This window comes from Photobacterium nomapromontoriensis (genome assembly GCF_050336815.1).
GTDB lineage: Bacteria > Pseudomonadota > Gammaproteobacteria > Enterobacterales > Vibrionaceae > Photobacterium > Photobacterium nomapromontoriensis.
Window position 1 is genome coordinate 56,580 of the sequence record NZ_JAKJSL010000019.1, and the last position, 21,569, is coordinate 78,148.

The 21,569-nt window shown below is 45.7% G+C and carries 21 protein-coding genes; 7 read left to right on the forward strand and 14 right to left on the reverse strand.

Features of this window, described 5'->3' with window-relative positions:
• Nucleotides 1-110: 110 nt before the first annotated feature.
• Nucleotides 111-1,685 carry a Na+/H+ antiporter NhaC family protein gene (locus L4D12_RS05420; RefSeq protein WP_428446805.1) on the reverse strand — a complete coding sequence of 525 codons (1,575 nt, stop codon included), beginning with the start codon at nucleotides 1,683-1,685 and terminating at the stop codon, nucleotides 111-113.
• 529 nt (nucleotides 1,686-2,214) lie between these two features.
• On the opposite strand from L4D12_RS05420, the gene L4D12_RS05425 reads away from it, so the two are divergent.
• A complete protein-coding gene (locus L4D12_RS05425; protein WP_428446806.1) occupies nucleotides 2,215-2,610 on the forward strand; it encodes an H-NS family histone-like protein in 396 nt (131 codons plus the stop codon).
• Nucleotides 2,611-2,926: 316 nt separating this feature from the next.
• Here the strand turns inward: L4D12_RS05425 and L4D12_RS05430 are convergent, their stop codons facing one another.
• Both L4D12_RS05430 and L4D12_RS05435 read right to left on the reverse strand, forming a co-directional pair.
• Complete coding sequence (locus tag L4D12_RS05430) at nucleotides 2,927-3,898, reverse strand: lytic murein transglycosylase (RefSeq protein WP_428446807.1); 972 nt, start codon at nucleotides 3,896-3,898, stop codon at nucleotides 2,927-2,929.
• Nucleotides 3,899-3,901: 3 nt separating this feature from the next.
• Nucleotides 3,902-4,186 (reverse strand): YcgL domain-containing protein, encoded by a 285-nt coding sequence (locus L4D12_RS05435; protein WP_428446808.1) that lies wholly within the window; start codon nucleotides 4,184-4,186, stop codon nucleotides 3,902-3,904.
• 222 nt (nucleotides 4,187-4,408) lie between these two features.
• Here L4D12_RS05435 and minC point away from each other — a divergent pair, with 222 nt between their 5' ends.
• The 3 genes from minC to minE are packed head-to-tail and all read left to right on the forward strand — an operon-like array spanning nucleotide 4,409 to nucleotide 6,178.
• Nucleotides 4,409-5,071 (forward strand): septum site-determining protein MinC, encoded by a 663-nt coding sequence (gene minC, locus L4D12_RS05440; protein WP_428446809.1) that lies wholly within the window; start codon nucleotides 4,409-4,411, stop codon nucleotides 5,069-5,071.
• A 21-nt stretch (nucleotides 5,072-5,092) separates the two neighbouring features.
• Nucleotides 5,093-5,905, forward strand: coding sequence for a septum site-determining protein MinD (gene minD / locus L4D12_RS05445; RefSeq protein WP_428446810.1), 813 nt, complete (start codon nucleotides 5,093-5,095; stop codon nucleotides 5,903-5,905).
• 6 nt (nucleotides 5,906-5,911) lie between these two features.
• Entirely contained in the window at nucleotides 5,912-6,178 is a 267-nt protein-coding gene (minE, locus tag L4D12_RS05450) for a cell division topological specificity factor MinE (protein WP_428446811.1), read from the forward strand.
• Nucleotides 6,179-6,295: 117 nt separating this feature from the next.
• On the opposite strand, the gene rnd is transcribed toward minE, so the two are convergent.
• The 6 genes from rnd to yoaA form a co-directional block, all read right to left on the reverse strand.
• Nucleotides 6,296-7,417: a ribonuclease D gene (gene rnd, locus L4D12_RS05455; protein ID WP_428446812.1), complete on the reverse strand. Its 1,122-nt coding sequence runs from the start codon at nucleotides 7,415-7,417 to the stop codon at nucleotides 6,296-6,298.
• 65 nt (nucleotides 7,418-7,482) lie between these two features.
• Nucleotides 7,483-9,168: a long-chain-fatty-acid--CoA ligase FadD gene (gene fadD / locus L4D12_RS05460; protein WP_428446813.1), complete on the reverse strand. Its 1,686-nt coding sequence runs from the start codon at nucleotides 9,166-9,168 to the stop codon at nucleotides 7,483-7,485.
• A 111-nt stretch (nucleotides 9,169-9,279) separates the two neighbouring features.
• A complete protein-coding gene (locus L4D12_RS05465) occupies nucleotides 9,280-10,188 on the reverse strand; it encodes an alpha/beta hydrolase (protein ID WP_428446814.1) in 909 nt (302 codons plus the stop codon).
• Nucleotides 10,189-10,369: 181 nt separating this feature from the next.
• Nucleotides 10,370-10,651, reverse strand: coding sequence for a hypothetical protein (locus tag L4D12_RS05470; protein WP_428446815.1), 282 nt, complete (start codon nucleotides 10,649-10,651; stop codon nucleotides 10,370-10,372).
• Between the two features lie 93 nt (nucleotides 10,652-10,744).
• Complete coding sequence (gene tsaB / locus L4D12_RS05475) at nucleotides 10,745-11,446, reverse strand: tRNA (adenosine(37)-N6)-threonylcarbamoyltransferase complex dimerization subunit type 1 TsaB (RefSeq protein ID WP_428446816.1); 702 nt, start codon at nucleotides 11,444-11,446, stop codon at nucleotides 10,745-10,747.
• Nucleotides 11,447-13,405, reverse strand: coding sequence for a DNA repair helicase YoaA (yoaA, locus tag L4D12_RS05480; protein ID WP_428446817.1), 1,959 nt, complete (start codon nucleotides 13,403-13,405; stop codon nucleotides 11,447-11,449).
• Nucleotides 13,406-13,566: 161 nt separating this feature from the next.
• Here yoaA and purU point away from each other — a divergent pair, with 161 nt between their 5' ends.
• Nucleotides 13,567-14,400, forward strand: coding sequence for a formyltetrahydrofolate deformylase (gene purU, locus L4D12_RS05485; protein WP_428446818.1), 834 nt, complete (start codon nucleotides 13,567-13,569; stop codon nucleotides 14,398-14,400).
• A gap of 126 nt (nucleotides 14,401-14,526) precedes the next feature.
• On the opposite strand, the gene L4D12_RS05490 is transcribed toward purU, so the two are convergent.
• Complete coding sequence (locus L4D12_RS05490; protein ID WP_428446819.1) at nucleotides 14,527-15,117, reverse strand: VOC family protein; 591 nt, start codon at nucleotides 15,115-15,117, stop codon at nucleotides 14,527-14,529.
• 463 nt (nucleotides 15,118-15,580) lie between these two features.
• Here L4D12_RS05490 and argS point away from each other — a divergent pair, with 463 nt between their 5' ends.
• Nucleotides 15,581-17,311, forward strand: a complete 1,731-nt coding sequence (gene argS, locus L4D12_RS05495) for an arginine--tRNA ligase (protein ID WP_428446820.1) — start codon at nucleotides 15,581-15,583, stop codon at nucleotides 17,309-17,311.
• A gap of 97 nt (nucleotides 17,312-17,408) precedes the next feature.
• Here the strand turns inward: argS and L4D12_RS05500 are convergent, their stop codons facing one another.
• The gene (locus L4D12_RS05500) at nucleotides 17,409-18,014 is read right to left on the reverse strand and encodes a DUF924 family protein (RefSeq protein ID WP_428446821.1); all 606 of its coding nucleotides are present in this window, start codon (nucleotides 18,012-18,014) and stop codon (nucleotides 17,409-17,411) included.
• Nucleotides 18,015-18,267: 253 nt separating this feature from the next.
• Here L4D12_RS05500 and L4D12_RS05505 point away from each other — a divergent pair, with 253 nt between their 5' ends.
• Complete coding sequence (locus tag L4D12_RS05505; RefSeq protein ID WP_428446822.1) at nucleotides 18,268-18,699, forward strand: HIT domain-containing protein; 432 nt, start codon at nucleotides 18,268-18,270, stop codon at nucleotides 18,697-18,699.
• A gap of 81 nt (nucleotides 18,700-18,780) precedes the next feature.
• Here the strand turns inward: L4D12_RS05505 and L4D12_RS05510 are convergent, their stop codons facing one another.
• The 3 genes from L4D12_RS05510 to L4D12_RS05520 are packed head-to-tail and all read right to left on the reverse strand — an operon-like array spanning nucleotide 18,781 to nucleotide 21,526.
• Entirely contained in the window at nucleotides 18,781-19,026 is a 246-nt protein-coding gene (locus tag L4D12_RS05510; RefSeq protein WP_428446823.1) for a FeoC-like transcriptional regulator, read from the reverse strand.
• Complete coding sequence (feoB, locus tag L4D12_RS05515) at nucleotides 19,023-21,299, reverse strand: Fe(2+) transporter permease subunit FeoB (protein ID WP_428446824.1); 2,277 nt, start codon at nucleotides 21,297-21,299, stop codon at nucleotides 19,023-19,025. Before feoB ends, L4D12_RS05510 begins: the two co-directional genes overlap by 4 nt.
• On the reverse strand, nucleotides 21,299-21,526 hold the full coding sequence (locus tag L4D12_RS05520; RefSeq protein WP_428446825.1) for a FeoA family protein: 228 nt from the start codon (nucleotides 21,524-21,526) through the stop codon (nucleotides 21,299-21,301). The genes feoB and L4D12_RS05520 overlap by 1 nt, the downstream gene beginning before the upstream one ends.
• Nucleotides 21,527-21,569: the final 43 nt, after the last annotated feature.

Below are 21,569 nucleotides of genomic sequence, written 5' to 3' on the forward strand. Positions count from 1 at the left end.
TAATACAGTTGGTGCATGAAAAAACTGCCGAGATGCTACAGAAAACCCTTGTGAATTGAAAGGAGCAAGCTCACTTCTCACGAAGAAACTCAGATTAAACCACGCTGTTATCATGGCCGGCGAGATAACCATGACAACCCTAAACAGACAACAATAAAGAAAGCCATCGCGACAATAAAAGCCATCGGCAACGAATCCGTCCACCCTAAAACCAAGAACCCCACCGTTGATACCAGAGCAACCGCTAGCGCATAAGGCAATTGCGTGGAAACATGATCGATATGATGACAACGAGCACCTGTGGAAGACAATATCGTGGTATCAGAGATCGGTGAGCAGTGATCGCCAAAGACTGAACCGGCAAGAACAGCAGCCATCATCGGAAGCATCAGCATAATATCCGTAGCAGCTGCCAAATCCCCGGCTATTGGCAGCATGATGCCAAACGTCCCCCATGATGTTCCCGTTGAGAATGCCATCACTCCCGCCAGCAAGAATAAAAGGGTTGGTAACAGCATGGGATTAATCGTACCTTGAACCAAGGTTGACAGGTATTTGCCCGTCGCCATGTCATTGATCACACTGCCTATACTCCACGCAAACAGTAGGATCAAGGTTGCACCGAACATCGACTTCGCCCCTATCCATAGCGTCGATGCAACCGTCACAATTTGAAGATGCTGGCGAATGACCGAAACCAGCGCAGCGACAAAGCCAACTAAACTGCCGTAAACCAACGACATACCAACATTGGTTTTTTCAAAGGCGCCAAGAAGACTAAACGTTTTACCCTCTGCGACCAGTGCCAGATACCCGGTGAACTGCATAAAGAATAACGTTGCGACAATCAGTGCAACTATCGGTACCACTAAGTCTGCCACGCAACCATGCTGACTGACTTCAATCTCCAACTCATCATCCAAATCTTTCGCTCGGTCCTCAGCGTCTCCCTCATCAAAGCCACGGCAATACCGAGCTTCCTGTTCATGCCTTTTCATTGATCCAACATCAAGCGGGAACCAGGCAACGACAAATACCATCAGTAAGGCAAATACCGCATAAAAGTTCATGGGGACCAGCTGCATAAAAGCAGAAAATGGTGAATAGTCCGTCACACCATGGGTCACCAGTAACCCTCCGATCAGAGTAATAATATAAGCTCCCCAGCTGGAGGCAGGCATCAATACACACATCGGTGCTGCTGTTGAGTCAAGAATATAAGCCAATTTGGCCCGAGAGACGTAAAAGCGATCAGTGACTGGCCGTGAAATTGCCCCCACGGCAAGACTATTAAAATAATCATCAACAAAAATAAAAACACCCAGAGAGGCAGCTAACAGCTTAGCACCACGCTTACTCTTGATCTTACTCTGAGCCCATATGGCAAACGCACGGGTACCGCCTGAGAGCGTCAACAGCGCCGTCGTCATACCCAAAATAATGAGAAAGGCGACAATGCTCATATTCCAGCTGTTAATGGCACCATCTGCGACAAACAGCCCTATCACTATTGAGCCGATATAACTGGCTGTGCCTGAGAATGAAAAATCAGTTAACAGGAATGCACCAAGCACGATACCAATCCCGAGAGAAACTAAAACACGCCGTGTTAAGATCGCAAGTCCCAGAGCAACCAAAGGAGGTAACAACGACATAGAGGAATGAGAAAAATCGACAATATTCATGAGCTCTACAACCGTCCAAAGTAAGAGGACTACTGATGAGTGTGACAACATTCATGCTAATTGAGCATAAAAAATCAGGTATTTCCCTGACCCAATCCTCACCATAACAATCCATAAATAATGTAATTATATACTTCATTGAGAAAGTCCCCGTTCCTTAATCAGGCAGGCCGATTCCACGCTCTGTCGATACAATCACAACAACTACTATTGATATGTTTAACACAATTAATGAAAACCATTGAAACATGGTCAAAAAACATACTTCTCGGGAGGTAAAGAACTATAATTCACTCATATGAAATAAGTGGCAAAATGACCCTAATTATCCCATTCCGATGTGATGTTATTTATGTATGTCTACTATTACAAAATATTACAAATGCGAATTGAACCCGCTTATTTGAAAAAAAACAAAAGCGAACATCAATTTTTATTTGGCATCACTATGGGAAAGTATTAATATTGCAATTATTGAATTGTCACTGCTATTATTATTTTATAGTTTTAGGCCAACAGGAAATAAAAAATGTCTGATACAATGAAAGCGCTATTGAACCTTCGCAGCCTTCGTGCTCTTTCTCGTGAATATTCACTAGAGCAACTACAAGAAGCACTAGAAAAACTGCAAACTGTTGTTAGTGAGCGTGAAGAATCTGAAGCTGAAGATATGGCTAAAGAAAAAGAGCGCACAGAAAAACTAGCTCAATACCGTGAAATGCTATTAGCAGATGGTATTGACCCAGAAGAACTTCTAGCAACACTAAACAAATCACCAAAAGCAAAGCGTGCTCAACGCCCTGCTAAATATAAGTTCATCGATGAAAACGGTGAAGAAAAAACATGGACAGGCCAAGGTCGTACTCCAAGTGCACTGAAAAAAGCACTGGATGAAGGCAGCACATTAGAAGAATTCGAAATCTAATCGTATCTTCAATAATGAATTTAAAAACCCGGCCTATGATGCCGGGTTTTTTATTTCCGGAAAACTCCCATTAAAACACTAACTCAATGATAAGTAATGACTTTTACTTTAATTGTATTTCCGAGTAACGGCCGCCATTACAACGGTTCAATTCAACTAGCAAAATTCCTCAAAACGATATCACTGGTTTAATTTTATAATTATTATTGCCTGACAAACCAAACGAACAACATTCTTTATCAACTGTCAGGCATTAAAAAGCCAGACATTGAGGTCTGGCTTTTCGGTCATCAATACAAAAATGAGACGATTGCACTTAACGTATTTTGTCAGCTAAATGGCTTACTGCCAAAGCAAAATAATGTGAACGATTCCACTTTAACAATGACTGATAATTGCCATAAATTAAATATGCTCGACCATGATTATCGTCTGGTTGAATAAGCCATGCATCAATATCAACATCGGGTAAGGCACTGCCATTTAGACGACGAACACCTAACTTCTGCCATTGGTCAAGTGAACGCGCTTTGTCTGAATCGGTCCCCATTAACTCATCACTCAATCCTTCGGGTACGGAAACTTGTCGCCCCCAGGTATATTCATCATCCCAACCCGCCTTATTGAGATAGTTGGCGGCAGAAGCAAAAACATCCACGTCTGTCTGCCAGATGTCTATCTTACCATCGTTATTTCCATCAACTGCATAAGATAAAAACGAGGATGGCATAAACTGAGGCTGCCCCATCGCCCCCGCCCAAGAGCCTTTCATATCTGCTGGTGCAATATGTCCTGCATCCAATATTTCTAATGCAGCCATAACTTGATCTCGGAAAAAAGCCTCGCGACGCCCTTCATAAGCCATGGTCGTGAGCGCCTCAATCACATTGTAATTTCCCATTAACCGACCAAAATTACTTTCTACGCCCCAAAGCGCAACAATATAACGAGGCTGTACGCCATATTGTTGACCAATTTTTTCCAATTCAACTTTATGCTTTTGATAAAGTTGCTTAGCTTGCTTAACTTTCCAGTTCGGTACCGCTCGAGGAATATATTCATCTAAGGTTAGCTTTCGCTCTGGCTGATTCTTATCCGCCGTTACTGCGTGCTCTGTAAACGTGATTCCATCAAAAGCAGAGTGGATAATCGACTCTGAAATTCCTTTTTCCCGAGCCTCAACTTTTAGCCCGTCGACATACTGGTCAAACCCTACATCTGCCGCTATCACAGCAGAAGACGCTCCTAATCCTAAGGCCACTAAGACCGATACCAATCGCTTATACATAATTTACCTTTGGGTTTGTGTCGCTTTATCTGCCTTGTATTGTTCCAGTAAATTCGTTACAGGTGGCGGGATTTGTAAATAATACCCTTTATCACTCAACGCCTGTTTTACTGTCTCAATATCCGCCTGTGCCAACTTACGCTCATTTTGTAGCTTTAGTATCATGACAAACTGTGGTTTACCAAATGTTGTCAGCAATGCTTCAGGTACGGCTGAAAAGTCATCTTTCTTATTGATATAAAGATATGTACTGTCTTTTTTAGTACTTTTGTAAATTGCACACAACATTTGTCATTAACCTATTCATTTATTTATTCTTAACTCAGACCACAAGATTTACCGTTGATTCCTCTATTCGGGGATTCAATCGCCCAACAGATGAGAGGCTTGTCTGAATTTCCAACGCTAGAGCAAGGATAGCTTGCTGATATACCGTTTGGAATATAACATGCTTATACCCTAGAGATAACGTACCTGAACGGCTAATTTAGCGACAGTCAGTCAATGCCCATGACAAAATCTGCAGAACTCAAGGGAGGCTCTTTTACCCTCTCTGCCCTCCACCTTGTGGACGGTGACATCCCAAAAGCCGCTGACTTCCTAAAACAAAAGGTTGACCAAGCGCCCCATTTCTTTGCTGCCGCTCCTGTCGTTATCGATGTGAGCCAAGCAGGTGACAACATTGACTTCACCTTGCTTAAAAACAGCGTAAGTGATGCCGGAATGATCCCGGTTGGGATCAGCGGATGCAAATCAAGCGTACTTCAGCAAAACGCAAAGGATGCAGGCTTCGCTATCATGAATGCCGCTCGGCAAGCTAAAGCCGTTGAGCCAAGCATGGAACCGACTCGTATCATCCGTAATCCGGTCCGATCAGGCCAGCAAATTTATGCAAAAAATTGTGATCTGATCATCATGAACCATGTCAGTGCCGGTGCTGAAATTATTGCAGACGGATGTATTCACATTTATGGAACACTCCGAGGTCGAGCCATTGCAGGGGCCAGCGGTCAAATAGAAGCAAAGATTTTTTGCCAGAATCTGCAACCGGAACTACTCTCGATAGCTGGAAACTATTGGTTAAGCGATAAAATACAACATGAGTTTTTGAAAAAGAGTGTCGTGGTATCTCTCGCTGAAAATAATTTGAACATAGAGCACTTGGCTCTGTAACGTTTAATAAGGAATTAAAAGATGGCACGTATTATCGTTGTGACCTCTGGCAAGGGAGGCGTGGGTAAAACGACTTCAAGCGCCGCGATTGCCTCGGGTCTTGCCCTGTGCGGAAAAAAAACTGCGGTGATTGATTTTGATATCGGTCTACGTAACCTTGACTTGATTATGGGCTGTGAACGCCGAGTTGTTTATGATTTTGTTAATGTCATCAACGGCGAAGCGAATCTGAATCAAGCCCTAATCAAAGATAAGCGCGTCGATAACTTGTTTGTGCTTCCTGCCTCACAAACTCGAGATAAAGATGCCTTGAGTAAAGAAGGGGTTGAACGCGTCCTCAATGATATGAACGAGATGGGTTTCGAGTTTATTATCTGCGATTCACCTGCAGGTATAGAAACGGGTGCACTGATGGCACTCTATTTCGCCGATGAAGCCATTGTCACCACCAACCCTGAAGTCTCATCCGTTCGTGATTCTGATCGTATTCTTGGCATTCTGGATTCTAAGTCACGCCGTGCTGAACAAGCTGACTCACCGGTTAAAACCCATCTATTATTAACCCGCTACAACCCTGCACGTGTTACTCTAGGCGAAATGCTGAGCGTAGGTGATGTGGAAGAAATCCTCCATATCCCTCTTCTTGGCGTAATCCCAGAAAGCCAAGCCGTACTCAATGCCTCGAATAAAGGCGAACCTGTTATTTTTGACACGGGCTCAGATGCAGGTTTAGCTTATGAAGACACGGTTGCTCGCTTACTGGGTGAAGATCGTCCATTCCGCTTCCTTGAAGAAGAGAAGAAAGGTTTCCTTAAACGTCTATTCGGAGGATAAAACATCATGGCATTGTTAGAGTTCTTCCGTCCTAAGAAAACAACGACAGCCAGTGTTGCCAAAGAGCGACTTCAAATTATTGTTGCAGAACGCCGCTCTGCGGGTCAGGGAGCACCTAGCTATCTCCCACAGCTCAAAGAGGATATTCTGGAAGTGATCCGCAAATATGTCGCGATTAGCCCAGATCAAGTCACGGTTAACCTGGATCAAAAAGAAGAAGACCTATCTGTTCTTGAACTCAACGTTACTTTACCTGACGAAGATCGGTTGTAAGAGTTTAGATCGTGTGATTGATAGTTTGCCTCTAAAATTCATCACAACGTTTGAGATAGTAAAAAGCCTCATCACTACGATGGGGCTTCTTTTTATACGATACCCATGTTACAGGACTTAGCGCTCCAGTAACGGTAGCACTTTATCCTCAAACAAAGGCTTACGCCACGATTTAAGCATATCTGGCAGCGCATCCTGCGGTCGCTCTTTCTTCCAAGCCCAAGAGATCAACTGATTCACCTGCTTTTTCGACGCTAGAAATTCTGGCATCAACCCTGTCTGAGCTTCAACCTCTGTCACCACATCTTTGATCTTTTTAACCAGCTGTTTGTATCCAGGCAGATCAACCAGACGAACAATCTTAGCCGGGTACTGTTGAGGTGACATATCTTCGACATCATAAACTAGCTTAAGTAACCGATTACCATGGCGCTGAATTTCCATGTTATCAAAGCCTTCTTTCGCCATCACCGCCTTTGACTTAATTCCGTAGTTAGCCAGCTTCCAAAGGTGTAGCTCCTTCACCACAAAGTTCAGAGCTAAGTCTCGCTTACGGGCTTCTAGTAGTCGCCACTTAGCCACCTGTTGCAGTACAGCTAACTGCTTGGGATTAAGCTGCCAGGCATTCTTGATATCAAGGTAGACTCTATCTGGATCAATGGTTTTAATCCGCTTTAACATCAAGTTGGAACACTCTTGTTCCAGCGCATCTTGCCAACCTTTTTCAGCAACCAATGGCAACAGTTTCTGGTATAGCGGCATTAAGTAAAAAACATCAGCAGCAGCATAATCAAGCTGACGCTCAGTTAACGGACGAGCTAGCCAATTGGTGCGCGCTTCGCCTTTATCCAGCTCTATGCCAAGGAAATCTTTCACCAAGGTGCCAAAACCTGCGGAGACACCGTAGCCAAGAAATGCCGCCATAACCTGTGTATCAATCATGGGTACAGGCAGGCACCCCGCATAGTGCTGAAACACCTCCAGATCTTCACCACAGGCATGCAGCACTTTAACGACAGACTGATCACGCAGCAACTCCCAGAGGGGCGCGAGGTTTTCAATCGCAACAGGATCAATAAGGGCTAGAGATTCGCCATCAAAGAGTTGGATCAAACCCAACTTGGGATGCAAAGTACGTGTGCGTACAAATTCTGTATCCAGCATCACCGTTTTTTGGTTACGAGCCTGCAGGCATATTGTTTCCAGACGCTCTGTACTGGTTATAATTTCAAATTTCACTATCATCCACCAACAAAATGCCGGCTTGATGCCGGCATTGGATTATATTCTCTTATGAGAGTCGCTTACACGTCCTGAGTCTGTTTACTCGACTCTTCCCGCAATGCTCGGCGTAGGATCTTACCCACATTGGTCTTCGGCAGCTCATCGCGAAACTCAACAATTTTCGGTATCTTGTAACCGGTCAAATGCTCTCGACAATGGATCAAAAGCTCATCTCGAGTCAGGCTGTCATCACGCTTGACTACGCACACCTTAACAATTTCACCCGATACTTCATGGGGTTCACCGATCGCGGCGACTTCCAAAACTTTACCGTGCAATGCTACGACGTCTTCAATCTCGTTCGGATAAACATTGAAACCGGACACCAAAATCATGTCTTTTTTACGATCAACAATGTGTAAGAAGCCTTCATCATCAAAACGGACGATATCGCCAGTCGATAGCCAACCGTCATCACTCAATACATCTTTAGTATCATCCGGTCGCTGCCAGTACCCTTGCATAACTTGTGGACCACGGACTTGCAACTCACCGACTTGATCATTCGGGACAACGTTACCGTCATCATCGACCATACGCACTTCCGTTGACGGGACAGGCAGGCCGATAGAACCATTATAGTCAACCAAATCGTATGGATAAGCAGCCACTAATGGTGAGCACTCTGTCAGACCATAGCCTTCGAGTAAGTAGTTACCTGTTATGGTTTTCCACTTGTCAGCCACAGCACGCTGTACCGCCATACCACCGCCGACGGATAAGTGCAGATTGCTAAAGTCAATCTTGTTGAAATCGCTATTATTAACTAAGGCATTAAACAGCGTATTTACCCCTGTAATAGCGGTAAATGGATAGCGCTGAAGCTCCTTAATGAACGTCGGAATATCACGAGGGTTGGTGATCAACAAGTTGCGGCCACCCATCTCAATAAACAGTAAACAGTTCACGGTTAGAGCAAACACGTGATACAGCGGCAACGCGGTCACGATCAATTCACGAGCGTCAGTTAATACTGGACCATAAGCGGCTTTCGCCTGCATGACGTTAGCCAACATGTTACGGTGACTAAGCATTGCGCCCTTTGCTACCCCTGTTGTTCCCCCTGTATACTGCAAGAAAGCAGTATCACTGCCTGACATAAACGGTTTCACATACTGCATGCGACGCCCTTTGCGCAAGGCCATACGCATTGAAGTAGCATGCGGTAAGTGATACTTCGGCACCATCTTCTTGATGTATTTCACCACGAAGTTAACCAAAGTACCTTTTGGACGTGATAGCTGATCACCCAAGCTGGTCAGCACGACATGCTGCACACAAGTATTCTTAACGATGCTCTCTAGGGTATGAGCAAAATTAGAAACAATAACAATGGCTTTAGCCCCAGCATCATTTAGCTGATGCTCAAGCTCACGTGGAGTATAAAGTGGATTGACATTCACTACGACACAACCTGCACGAAGAATGCCAAATAGTGCAATGGGGTATTGCAGCAGATTGGGCATCATGACCGCTACTCGGTCACCTTTTTGCAAGTTAAGTTCATTTTGTAAGTAAGCGGCAAAAGCACGGCTGCGCTCTTCCAACTTACGGAAGGTCATGACCTGTCCCATGTTAATAAAAGCTGTCTGATCCGCATATTTATGGACTGACTGCTCAAACATTTCCACCAATGACGGATACTGATCCGGGTTAATTTCTGCCGGTACATCTTCCGGATAGCGGTTAAGCCAAACCTTATCCACTTTGCACTCTCCTTATTCAATCTGGCATGGTGCCAATACTGCACTGCTCGGGGAATTCAACAGCTATTCATCCCGACATTACAGCACAATTAACATATGACTAACATAGGGTTACTCACCCAGTATTTTAATTTTTGAGCTGAACAACATTATCTGCTCTGCCACAACCAGAGGACTATCAATATGACAGTGATGACCACCATCAACCTCAAGCTGGATGATATTCTGCCACTGTGCACGCTCTAACGGGGCCAATTTTAAGCTTGGATAGCCATTACGACCCACGATTGATAATACCGGGCACGAAATCGCTGAGCGCATCGCAACTGAATGCTCTAAGGCCATTCGGTATAGTGACTCACAACGTAAACGATGATCATGGCGCCAATACCACCGTTCCCCTTGCTGATAAACACCACGTTCAACTAACGGACGAAGTTGGGCAGTACTAAGACCATTCACTGAACAGCGTATCTCAAGCGCCTGCCGAAATGACGCCATAGAACGAGTTTGACGCTGATACTGATGTTGCCGATATCGCTGTCGACCAATGATCCCTTGCCTAAGCCGAAGTGGCGCATTGGCTGCAGGCTCAGCTAGCGGTGCAAGGCCTTCTATCAGGACTAACGACTGCACCCGTTCAGCAAAAGCGGCGGTATAACACACGGCGACTAATGCCCCTAATGAATGACCTAAAATCGAGACCTGTGGCAATGCGAGAAAATCAATAATTTGAGCCAAATCATCTACATAATCAACAAAATGATAGTAATTATCTGCCGCCCTTGGCGCAGATAAACCATGACCGGGCCAATCAATAGCAATCACGTGATAGTGAATAGCAAGCGTATCAAATAAAGACGTAAAACTGGCGGCATTATCTTGCCAGCCATGCAACATCAACAATACGGGTTTATCTGAGGGGACTGATACTCGTGCCCCGTCAGATGATTGATGACTCAAAAACGAACACAAGCTCGCCAATCGCGAGCTTGCCAACTGAAATTCCATCTCATACATCGGTATCTTAATCCTTCAGTACATAAGATCCCGGTAAGTAGCACACCTAAGCATAGCGGCGCAGCCTACCATAATCAGCACAAGCAACCCAACAAATTGCTTGCTAAACATCAGTAACGCTGATGTAAATGGTGAATAACCACACAACTCATTCCCTTAAATACAGCTTAACCCCTCTCGCCTACACATAGAGATCAACCCCGACTAAGGCTGATAACTCATCACGCCGCTGTTGATGCATAACCCCCATATAGGACTCTAACGCCTCTCGATGCTTACCTTCCGGTTGATCATATTGAATCCGAGCATGAGCGTGTTGGATCACGTCAGGATCACGCACTGACTGAGCAACGGCTTTCGCAACAACGCTAGGCTGTGCGATCTCGGCGGTCCCCGATTTATTCGGCTGGGGCTTAGATTGGGGATGAGAAAGGGTAACGGGAAGGCGCTGAATAGAGACCATGTGGAACTCCCTGAGACAGTAATTATGCCGTATTTAATCTACGGCATAAGGCCAATAATGCTTGTTCACGACTTCATCAGCTCGCGATGATTTTTACTCGCGTCCTGGTAATTTCTTCCAAGTTACCGTATCACGTAGATAAATCGGAGTCGCATCTTCTGCAGCGACAGCTTCTCCACGCGCCAACGCGTATTTGGCTAAATGTACCATATCGGCTGAATCCGGATAAAGGACAGAGCCATGGATTAACTCTACTGGCAATTTGGCTAAGGCATCAGCATAGCTGCCCCAACCTGTACCCGCGGTATACCACTGGCCTTGGCTGATCTGTACCTGCTCTGCCAGTACCGCCGGTTTAATCACTATTTCGCGATCGTGCACCAACCAGTCACCATCTGTTTGACGGATATATTGCCCCCAATAGACTTCATCCATACGGGCGTCGATCGCGGTTAACACATATTCAGCCTGATGTTGGCGGTAAGTACCTTGTGCCATTGCCGCCAGTGTAGATATTCCCAGCATCGGTAGATCAGCACCAAACGCTAAACCTTGGGCGATACCTACGCCAATGCGAACACCCGTGAAACTGCCCGGCCCACGGCCAAACGCAAGCGCATCAAGCTGATTCAGGCAAATTCCGCCATCAGCCAATACGGCATCAACCATCGGCAGAATTTTCGTGGTATGTTCACGCGGGGCGAATTCACAGCGTGAGATCACGTCATCCCCCATTAACAGGGCAACGGAACAATTTTCAGTGGCAGTATCTACTGCTAGGATTTTCGTGCTCATTCAAGCCTCTGAATGCTGTTCTTCGGCCATATCCGGCTCTTTGTGGCCATTTACCGAAGATAAAAACTGCCCGACACCTTCCACACTGCGTGTTCGTGGAATAGGTGGCAGACTTCGTAAAAATACAGCGCCATAAGGGCGCGTAACCAATCGATTGTCGCAAATCACCAATACGCCTTTATCCTTTTTATCACGGATCAGACGTCCAACGCCCTGCTTAAGGGTGATCACGGCATCGGGGATCTGGACTTGCGTAAAGGGATCGCCACCACGCAGACGGCAATCTTCAATTCGTGCTTTCAGCAAAGGATCATCCGGTGCTGTAAACGGTAATTTATCGATAATAACACAGCTTAAGGCCTGACCTCTAACATCTATCCCTTCCCAGAAGGCTCCGGTGGCGATCAACAAGGCATCGCCACGTTCCAGATATTCCGCCAATAGCTTCTGCTTGGTTGTTTCACCTTGTACCAATACGGGTAATGCTAGCTTAGCCCTAAACCCTTCAGCCAATTCACGTACCATTTGGTGTGAGGTACATAAGAAGAAACAACGGCCATTATTGGTTTCAATGATCGGTGCCAGCATATCAACCAAGCGGTCTGCAATCCCTAAACTATTTGGTTCGGGTAGAAAACGTGGCACACAGAGCAATGCCTGTTGTGCGTAGTCAAAAGGGCTTTCCAGCGAAAATTGCTGCTTCGGTTTTAGCCCTAACCGCTGGCTAAAATGACTAAAGTCATCATTGACTGCCAAGGTCGCAGAAGTAAAAATCCACGCCCCTCCTTGTTGAGAGATCTGCTCTTGAAACTTATCAGCCACCGAGAGCGGGGTGATATGCAAGCTAAAATGGCGTGGCGTACACTCATACCAATAAGAATAGCCAGTGATTGAGGTATCCCGCACTCGTTCTAGTCGGGCTTTCAATAACGTTGCCCGTTCAAACGCCGTATCGAGCAACTGGCTACGTCCCAGCGCTAACTTCAATACCTCATGGGTCAAGTCTAGCGCATCGGTCAACCGGGTCATTTCACGCTGTATTGTGGGGCTGGTACTGGCTTCACGCCAATTGCCGCGAAACCCCGGTTCACCCAGTACAATGCGCATATCTGCCGCGGCTTGGTATAAACGATCAGCGGTTTTCTGTAATTGCCGCATGTCCTTGGCTTCGGTCCGATAGCCAATTTCCACATCTTTAGCTAACTCTTGTACCTGACGGCTGGTAAAACTCTGACCAAAATACTGACTGGCAATATCGGGCATTTGGTGAGCTTCATCGAAAATAAACACTTCCGCCTCTGGGATCAACTCACCAAACCCAGTCTCTTTGATGGCAAGATCCGCCAGAAACAGGTGATGATTAACGACCACGATATCGGCATCCATTGCACGTCGGCGAGCCTTCACCACAAAGCAATCTTCATACGAAGGGCACTCCCGGCCAAGGCAGTTATCATTAGTCGACGTGACCATCGGGATCACTGGGCTATCCTCAGCAATCGCCTCACATTCACCTAAGTCGCCACTCTTGGTTGATGACGACCAGCTTCGCACTTGAACCAGCTGACTCAATAATTTGGGATCGGTATGAATTCCATGGCTTTCGGTGATCTGTCGACTTAGACGGTCAAAGCAAAGATAATTTGATCGCCCTTTTAGCAAGGATACGCGACCAGTAAACCCTAAAGCAGCGGTCATCAAGGGTAAATCACGATGGAAGAGCTGCTCCTGCAAGTTTTTAGAGCCGGTCGATATAATAGTCTTCTTCCCGCTCACCAACGCCGGAACCAAATAGGCAAAGGTCTTTCCTGTTCCTGTTCCGGCCTCAACCACCAGCTGAGCCTGAGTCAAAATGGCATCGGCAACCGCTTTGGCCATATCAATCTGTGGCTGACGGGCCTGAAACCCAGGAATGGCCTTGTCCAACGCGCCACCGGCGGCAAAAAACTTCGCTATCATCGCAATCAGATCTGGTTATTTATACAGTGGGTTAATGACTCATTATGCCAATATTCCCCTCAAGCGACCATGATTAATTCTCAGCCAGCGTTTGACGCTATCAACAATCCGAGGTAAATAACTAGTAAGGAAATACAATTTTGTGATCAAGGAAGAGCACCATGGAAAAGAAAACACTGCTGACTGACTGCCCAGATGCAATGGGACTGATCAGCAAAATCACCAACATCTGCTATAAGCACCAGTTCAATATTATTCACAACAAAGAATTTGTGGCGCATTCAACCAAGCAATTTTTTATGCGAACCGAACTGGAAGGGTACTTTAATGACAGTACTTTTTTAAATGATCTCGACCGCGCGCTGCCGGAAGGAAGTCGTCGCCGCCTGATCAGTTCTGACCGCAAAAAGGTTGTGATCATGGTGACCAAAGAAGCACATTGCTTGGGTGACATTTTGATCAAGGCCTTCGACGGATCACTGGATCTTGATATTGCAGCGATTGTCGGCAACTATGACACCCTCGGTAATTTAGCAGAGAAGTTTGATATTCCCTTCCATCATGTCAGCCATGATGGGCTTAGTCGCGAAGAACATGAAACACAACTTCTAGCCACGATACAGCAATACACGCCTGATTATGTGGTATTAGCGAAATATATGCGGATCTTAACACCGAATTTTGTTGCTCAATTCCCCCATAAGATCATCAATATCCACCATAGCTTTCTGCCTGCTTTTATCGGGGCAAAACCCTATCAGCAAGCCTTCGAACGCGGGGTAAAAATCATCGGAGCAACCGCCCACTTCGTCACCAACGATCTTGATGAAGGACCAATCATTACCCAGAACGTCATTCCTGTTGATCACACCTTCAGTGGAGAAGATATGGCTAAAGCTGGCCGTGATGTTGAAAAATCGGTCCTAAGCAAAGCGTTAGGGTTGGTCATTGATGACAAAGTTTTTGTCTATGGCAACCGGACGGTGATCCTCTAGGGTCGAGGGTCGAGGGTCGAGGGTCGAGGGTCGAGGGTCGAGGGTCGAGGGTCGAGGGTCGAGGGTCGAGGGTCGAGCAGATGAAGTGCTTGAAATGAAATAAGGTCAAGCACTTCTGTTAGCCGATTATACGTCTTCGCTTGCTATGACAGCTTTTAGCGAACAAGGATGCAGCTTGATGCATACCCCATTTTTCTTAAACGCATAAGTTGGATTAGCCAAACGCTCTTTGTCCCCTGACGGGCAGCTTGCTTTTACTTTCACGCCTTGCTCTGTGAATCCATCCCATTTCATGGCCAACGCCGGAAAGGTATCATTCAACACAACCTTAAGTGCATCGGTCTCTGTTACTTGTGACGGGATCACAAACTCAACATGCTCCCACCCCTCATGCGGGTACTGTTTATCCCCCGGATAAGGCAGTTCTAGCGCTTCAATTGTCCATGCCCCTATCTGCAAGGGCTGATGAAAACCAATCACCACAATTGGACGTCCGTTAATGGTATTGTTTGACCACTCGTCACCATACGCCAACCAGGCCAGATGAAGTTGCTCGGCTAATTCCCAGTCATTAACGCGCAATGCAATGTGATCGGCTTGATAATCAGCAAGAGTTAGGCCTAACTCCGACGCTAACCCTTCAATCTTGGCAATAAAAGTCGGTAACTGCTCAAGCATTTGAACCGGGTGTAGCCCCTTCTGTTTTAATGGGTACATGTGTTTTCTCCAATTTTTCATGTCTACCCAAGCGACTCGTTTCAACGAGTATCTAGAGATAACTTGGGTATATAGGCCGATGACTTGCATGATTATCCACAGTTTTGATCGTAACAACAGCCTTAGGGACTACGGTATAGTCCTTATCACGTCTTGTTTTTACCATTATTTATCATCAACAATCGGCCATGAAAAAAAATCACGCAGTATCGCGGTTATACCTTGCCAAATGACCTAAAGTTGTGGGTATTATTAGGGTAATGCAACCGACGTATTCAAGATGTCCCTCATTTTCTCCGAGGCGGCCCCGTCAAAAATACTCACGTTATCAAAAACTCCTCTGGGATTATCAGTATATACCAGCGGTCGTGAGTATTTTTGACGGTTATTCTCTTTGAATACGCTGACGCTGTTGCCTCGCCAGTACTTCACTGGCGTAACAAACGATTTAAAGGATAAGCGTGTGAACATTCAAGCACTCATTAATGACAAAGTATCCCAGGCATTAGAAGCCGCTGGGGCACCCGCAGGTAGCCCTGCTGCCGTTCGTCAGTCAGCAAAAGCCCAATTCGGTGATTACCAAGCCAACGGTATCATGGGTGCCGCTAAGCGACTGGGAACTAACCCTCGCGAGTTCGCACAAAAAGTTATCGAGCAACTTGACCTCGATGGCATTGCAGAAAAAGTTGAAATTGCAGGCCCGGGTTTCATTAATATTTTCCTTTGCAAAAAATGGCTTGCTGAGCAAGCTGAAATTGCACTGAAAGATGAGCACTTAGGTGTTGCAAAAGATAAGCAGCAAACCATTGTTGTCGACTACTCGGCGCCTAACGTTGCTAAAGAAATGCACGTTGGTCACCTACGTTCAACCATCATCGGTGATGCCGTTGTACGTACGCTTGAGTTCCTCGGCCATAACGTGATCCGTGCGAACCACCTCGGCGACTGGGGTACACAGTTCGGTATGCTTATCGCGAACATGGAACGTAAAGAGCAAGAAGGTGGCGATGTTTCAATGAACATCAGCGATCTAGAAAGCTTCTACCGTGAATCCAAAGTGCTTTATGATGAAGACGAAGAGTTTGCTAAAACTGCACGTAACTATGTAGTTCGCCTACAAAGCGGTGATGAATACTGCCTAGAAAAGTGGAAACAGCTGGTCGAAATTACACTTAAGCAAAACCAGCGTAACTATGACCGTTTGAATGTATCGCTTACTGACGAGAACGTCATGGGCGAATCAATGTACAACGATATGCTACCTGGCATTGTTGCCGATCTTGAAGCTAAAGGTCTGGCTGTTGAAAGTGATGGCGCTGTTGTTGTTTACCTTGATGAGTACAAGAATAAAGATGGTGAGCCTATGGGCGTTATCATCAAGAAACGTGATGGTGGCTTCCTATACACCACAACAGATATTGCTTGTGCGAAATACCGTTATGAGCAGCTACACGCTGACCGCGTACTTTACTTCATCGATTCACGTCAGCATCAGCACCTGATGATGGCATGGTCTATCGTACGTAAAGCCGGTTATGTACCTGAGAGCGTTTCTCTTGAGCACCATGCATTCGGTATGATGCTAGGTAAAGACGGTCGTCCATTCAAGACTCGTGCAGGTGGTACTGTCCGTCTTGCGGATCTTTTGGATGAAGCAGAAGAACGCGCGAATAAGCTTATTGAAGAGAAAAACCCAGAGCTGGATGCCGCTGAGAAAGCAAACATTGCAAAAACCGTTGCGATGGCTGCGGTTAAATACTCGGATCTCTCTAAGCACCGTACAACTGACTACATCTTCGATTGGGATAACATGCTAGCGTTTGAAGGCAACACTGCACCGTACATGCAGTATGCTTACACCCGTGTTGCGTCTATCTTCAAGCGTGCTAACGTTGAACTGGCAGAACTTACTCAGCCTATCGTTATCACTGATGAGAAAGAACAAGCCCTTCTGTCTAAACTGCTTCAGTTTGAAGAAGCGGTGCAGTCAGTGGCTCGTGAAGGTCAGCCTCACCTAATGTGTGCATACCTGTTCGAACTAGCGGGTATTTTCTCTAGCTTCTACGAAGCGTGCCCAATCCTAAATGCGGCAGACGATGTGAAGCAAAGCCGTCTGAAACTGGCACTGCTAACCTCGAAGACAATCAAACAAGGCCTTGACCTATTGGGTATTGAAACCTTAGATCGCATGTAATATCGACTAGCACTAGTTGCTAATCAATCTAAGAATAAAAGCCTTCTCGAGCACGCTCAGAAGGCTTGTATTTTACTCAAAATAACCCGTTCAGGCATTATTGGCCAAAGCGCTGTCCTCCACCATTAAGCCAATTCAGTTCCTCCTGAGTCGACAGTCGGCCATTAGCCGCATTTCGGTGAGGGAATCGACCAAACTGCTTGATCACATCATGGTGACTGACGGCATATTGATAAAAACCTTCAAATGTACTGGCGTCTGAGGGGGTGACAACCTGTCGCAGGCGATCAAAATTAAACACGGCTTCCTCTTGATCTTCCAATGCCTCTGAATGCTCTAGCGGTAGGTAAAAAAATACACGTTCAATCGGATCCAGTTTCAAATCCTGATTCAGAGCCAGCCCTCGTTTGCACAAGGCCAATGCTAAAGCGTCATAGCGAAATGCCGCGCTTAATCCACGGTAAATATTGCGTGAAAACTGATCCAACAAAATAATTAAAGCCAAGGTCCCCTTCGGCTCTTGCGTCCAATGATTGAGTTCACCAAGCCCTGCTCGGCTGACTAATCGTTGAAAGCGCTGAGCTATCATCACATCCGTCTCTTTCCCCCCTTGAAACCACAATTGATTACGTTCAGGGCTCACAACCTCGTTATCGCTTTCACCGAACCAGAAGTCCAGCACGTCTTGATACTCTGTTACCATGAGCACAATCCTCACCTAGAATACATCATCGTCCAAGATAGCCATTCATTGTCCAAGTAGATACACCACAACAATATAGCTAAAAGGAATAACGTAACTTATTCGTTATAAAATATTGCTACTCTTTTTTATTATTACTATCTTACTGACATCCATACAGTTCCTAGCGTTTTTATCCTAACCCAGCCAATCTATGCGGGCATGGTTAATATTCCAGCATGTGAGCTGTACAATACAAATAAGGAATAATTTGATGCCATTTACACTCCATCCGAGACTAGCCGCAGATACCACCATTTTAGGTGATCTTCCGCTGTGCCAAGTTTTACTCTCTAAAGAAGCGCTGGGGCCATGGCTGATCTTGGTGCCACGCAAAGAGGCCTTAACTGAAATCCACCATCTCCCTCAAGATGAACAATCTCAGCTTATGCGAGAATCAAGTGCTGTTGCAACACTACTGGAGAATGATTATCAGGCCGATAAAATCAACATTGGCGCATTGGGTAATCTGGTACCCCAGTTGCATGTTCATCATATCGCTCGATTCAAAACAGATATTGCTTGGCCTGGTCCCGTCTGGGGCAATACCGATAGCGTTCAACGTAATGATGAACTACAACAAGCATTAGCCGACGAGCTGCGAGCAGAATTAAGCTTGATTGACGGGTTTGTCACACAAGATTAATCCAATAGCGTGAAATGGAAAAAGCAAAATAAAAAAGGCAACCTTTCGGTTGCCTTTTATTTATGCGTTTATCAATACAATTTAGCTACGTATCACCGTAACTGATAATTCGTTATCTTGTAAACAACGGTACCAAATGTCTTTGGCACTCTGGCAACAACCATCACTTCCGCAGCCAACCAGTTCTCGTCCGACTTTTCCTTTACGGATCCAGACTTCCAGCATTGCGTCCACGCCATCTTCTGACATCCCAAAATGGTTAGCCAATGACGTACGGCTGGTACGGCCTTGTTGCTCAATATACTGTTTTAGCTGCTGTAAAATCATAGTAGTACCAGTTCTTTATCCTGTTTTCTTCCCTGATATTTAAAGAGAATAAACAGCCCTACATTCAGGGCAACGAAGAAACCAATCCATAGCATACTCGTCATCGGATGATCCATAAAATGGGCCAACTGATAGAATAGAGTGGCAAAGGTATAGGCCAATAACATGGTCCAACTCGCGATGAACAGTGAGAACTTCTGACCAAATTCACGCACATAAGCGCCCATCGCCGCGGCACATGGCGTATACAGCAAAATAAAGATCAAATAGGCCATTGCCGCCGCAGAACTAACAAAATGCGCTTGGATGTTACCAAAGATAGAGGCATCAACTTCTTGATCCTGCGCTATAGCCGCTGTATCTTCCAGCTCACCAACGCTCATACCAAGCGGGTCGGAATAGCTTAAATCGGCTAGGTTTGCAGGAATGGTCTCTACTGCTTCTTTCAGGCTCGCAAGTAAATCATAGTCAGCCGCCTCACCGTTATCTGACGGGGCATAAAGACTATTTAACGTACCAACAACGGCTTCTTTGGCAAAAATACCCGTGATAATACCCACGGTTGCCGGCCAGTTATCGGCTTTAATGCCAATAGGAGCCAGTACCGGTGTCACCACCTGTGCAGCTTTTGACAGCACCGAGTTAGCACTATCTTCATTACCAAATGAACCGTCTGTGCCCATCGAGTTAAAAAAGCTTAAGACGGTAACGACAACCACAATCGTCTTACCGGCTCCCAGTACAAACTTGTTCAGTTTTTGCCAGGTCTTAATGCCAATATTACGCAATGTTGGCAATTCATAATCCGGCATCTCCATGATAAAACTATCACTGCTACCCGGGTAAATGGTATGGCGCAAAATTAACCCAGTTAACACAGCCGCAGCAATACCCAATAGATACAAGGCAAAAACGACATTTTGGCCATTTTCAGGGAAGAAAGCTGCAGCAAACAGTGCGTAAACAGGCAAACGCGCACCACATGACATAAACGGTGCCATCGCGGCTGCCAGCTTACGCTCGCGTTCCTGCTCCAACGTACGTGTTGCCATAATAGCCGGTACATTACAGCCAAAACCCAATACCAATGGCACAAATGCTTTACCTGGTAAGCCCACCTTCTGCATCACTTTATCCAGCACAAAGGCTGCACGAGCCATATAGCCAGAACTCTCGAGCAATGCTAAGAACATATACAAACAGGCGATCACTGGAATAAAGGTCGCGACGGTCTGGATACCACCACCAATACCATCGGCAATAATAGTCACTAACCAAACGGGTAAATGCCCATCCAGTAAATGATGTCCCCCACCAACTAATAATGAGCCGACACTGATATCAAAAAAGTCGATGAATGCCCCACCAATATTGATGGAGAACATGAACATCAAATACATCACCACAAAAAAGAAGGGAATACCAAAAGCGCGGTGCAGTAGTATCTGATCTATTTTATCACTCAGGCTACGACTTAATTTACCTTCCTGACGACGTACTTTTTGACATAATTCATACAAATAGCTGTAGCGGGTATCCGCAACCTGAATATCAGGATCCACATTAACCATCAATTGATTACGAATATTACAAGCCTGATTTTTATCAGCATCTGACAAGGTATGAATAACCAGTGTGTCATTTTCAAGGATTCGGATCGCCTGAGCCCGTGCCTTCAAATCCTGATTAACGACGAGAGGTTCCAGCTCTGCAATTGCCAGTTCAAACGGTGTACCGTAGTTGAGTGCAATGTCGCTCACCACGACACCTTGAGCCAGCATTTTATGTAGCTTGGTCTTAAATTCAGTAACCTGCTTAAGATTATTAGCTGACAAGGTCAATACTGGGCAACCCAATGCATTCTCAAGCCCTTTCACATCGAGCACTTGACGTTGACGTTCCAGTACATCCATCTTATTGAGTACTACAACCATAGGACGACCCAGCTCTCTCAACTGTAACGTCATATACAAGCTACGCTCAAGACATGATGCATCAACCACGTTAATGATGACATCAGCGGGCGTTGTCAGGATGGCACGCGAGGCTATGACTTCATCCAGACTATTGGCATCATTAGCGCTGTCTAAATTATAAATACCCGGCAAATCTGTCAGCGCGAAATTATCTCCGGCACACTCATAGCGGCCTGTCTTTTTCTCAACCGTTACGCCAGCCCAATTACCGACTTGTTGTTTGGCACCAGTCAAGCCATTAAACAGTGTTGTTTTACCACTGTTTGGATTACCGACTGTCAGAATGTTGTACTGCATTATTTCACCTCCACACAAATGCTTTCAGCGAGCTGCTTACGTAGCGCAATATCCACACCACGCACTCGAACCTGAAGCGGATCCCCTAAAGGAGCCACACGCACAACACTGATCGGAGTATTGGGTAGCACGCCCATTACCATAAGCTTTTTGCGAGTGGCCGTTGGTAAGCCAGACATCCCGGTTACTACACCTTCGATACCACACGCCATTTCTGACAGCTTCATACTTAACTACAGCCTTAAATGAGAATAATTAGCATTGTTTTTA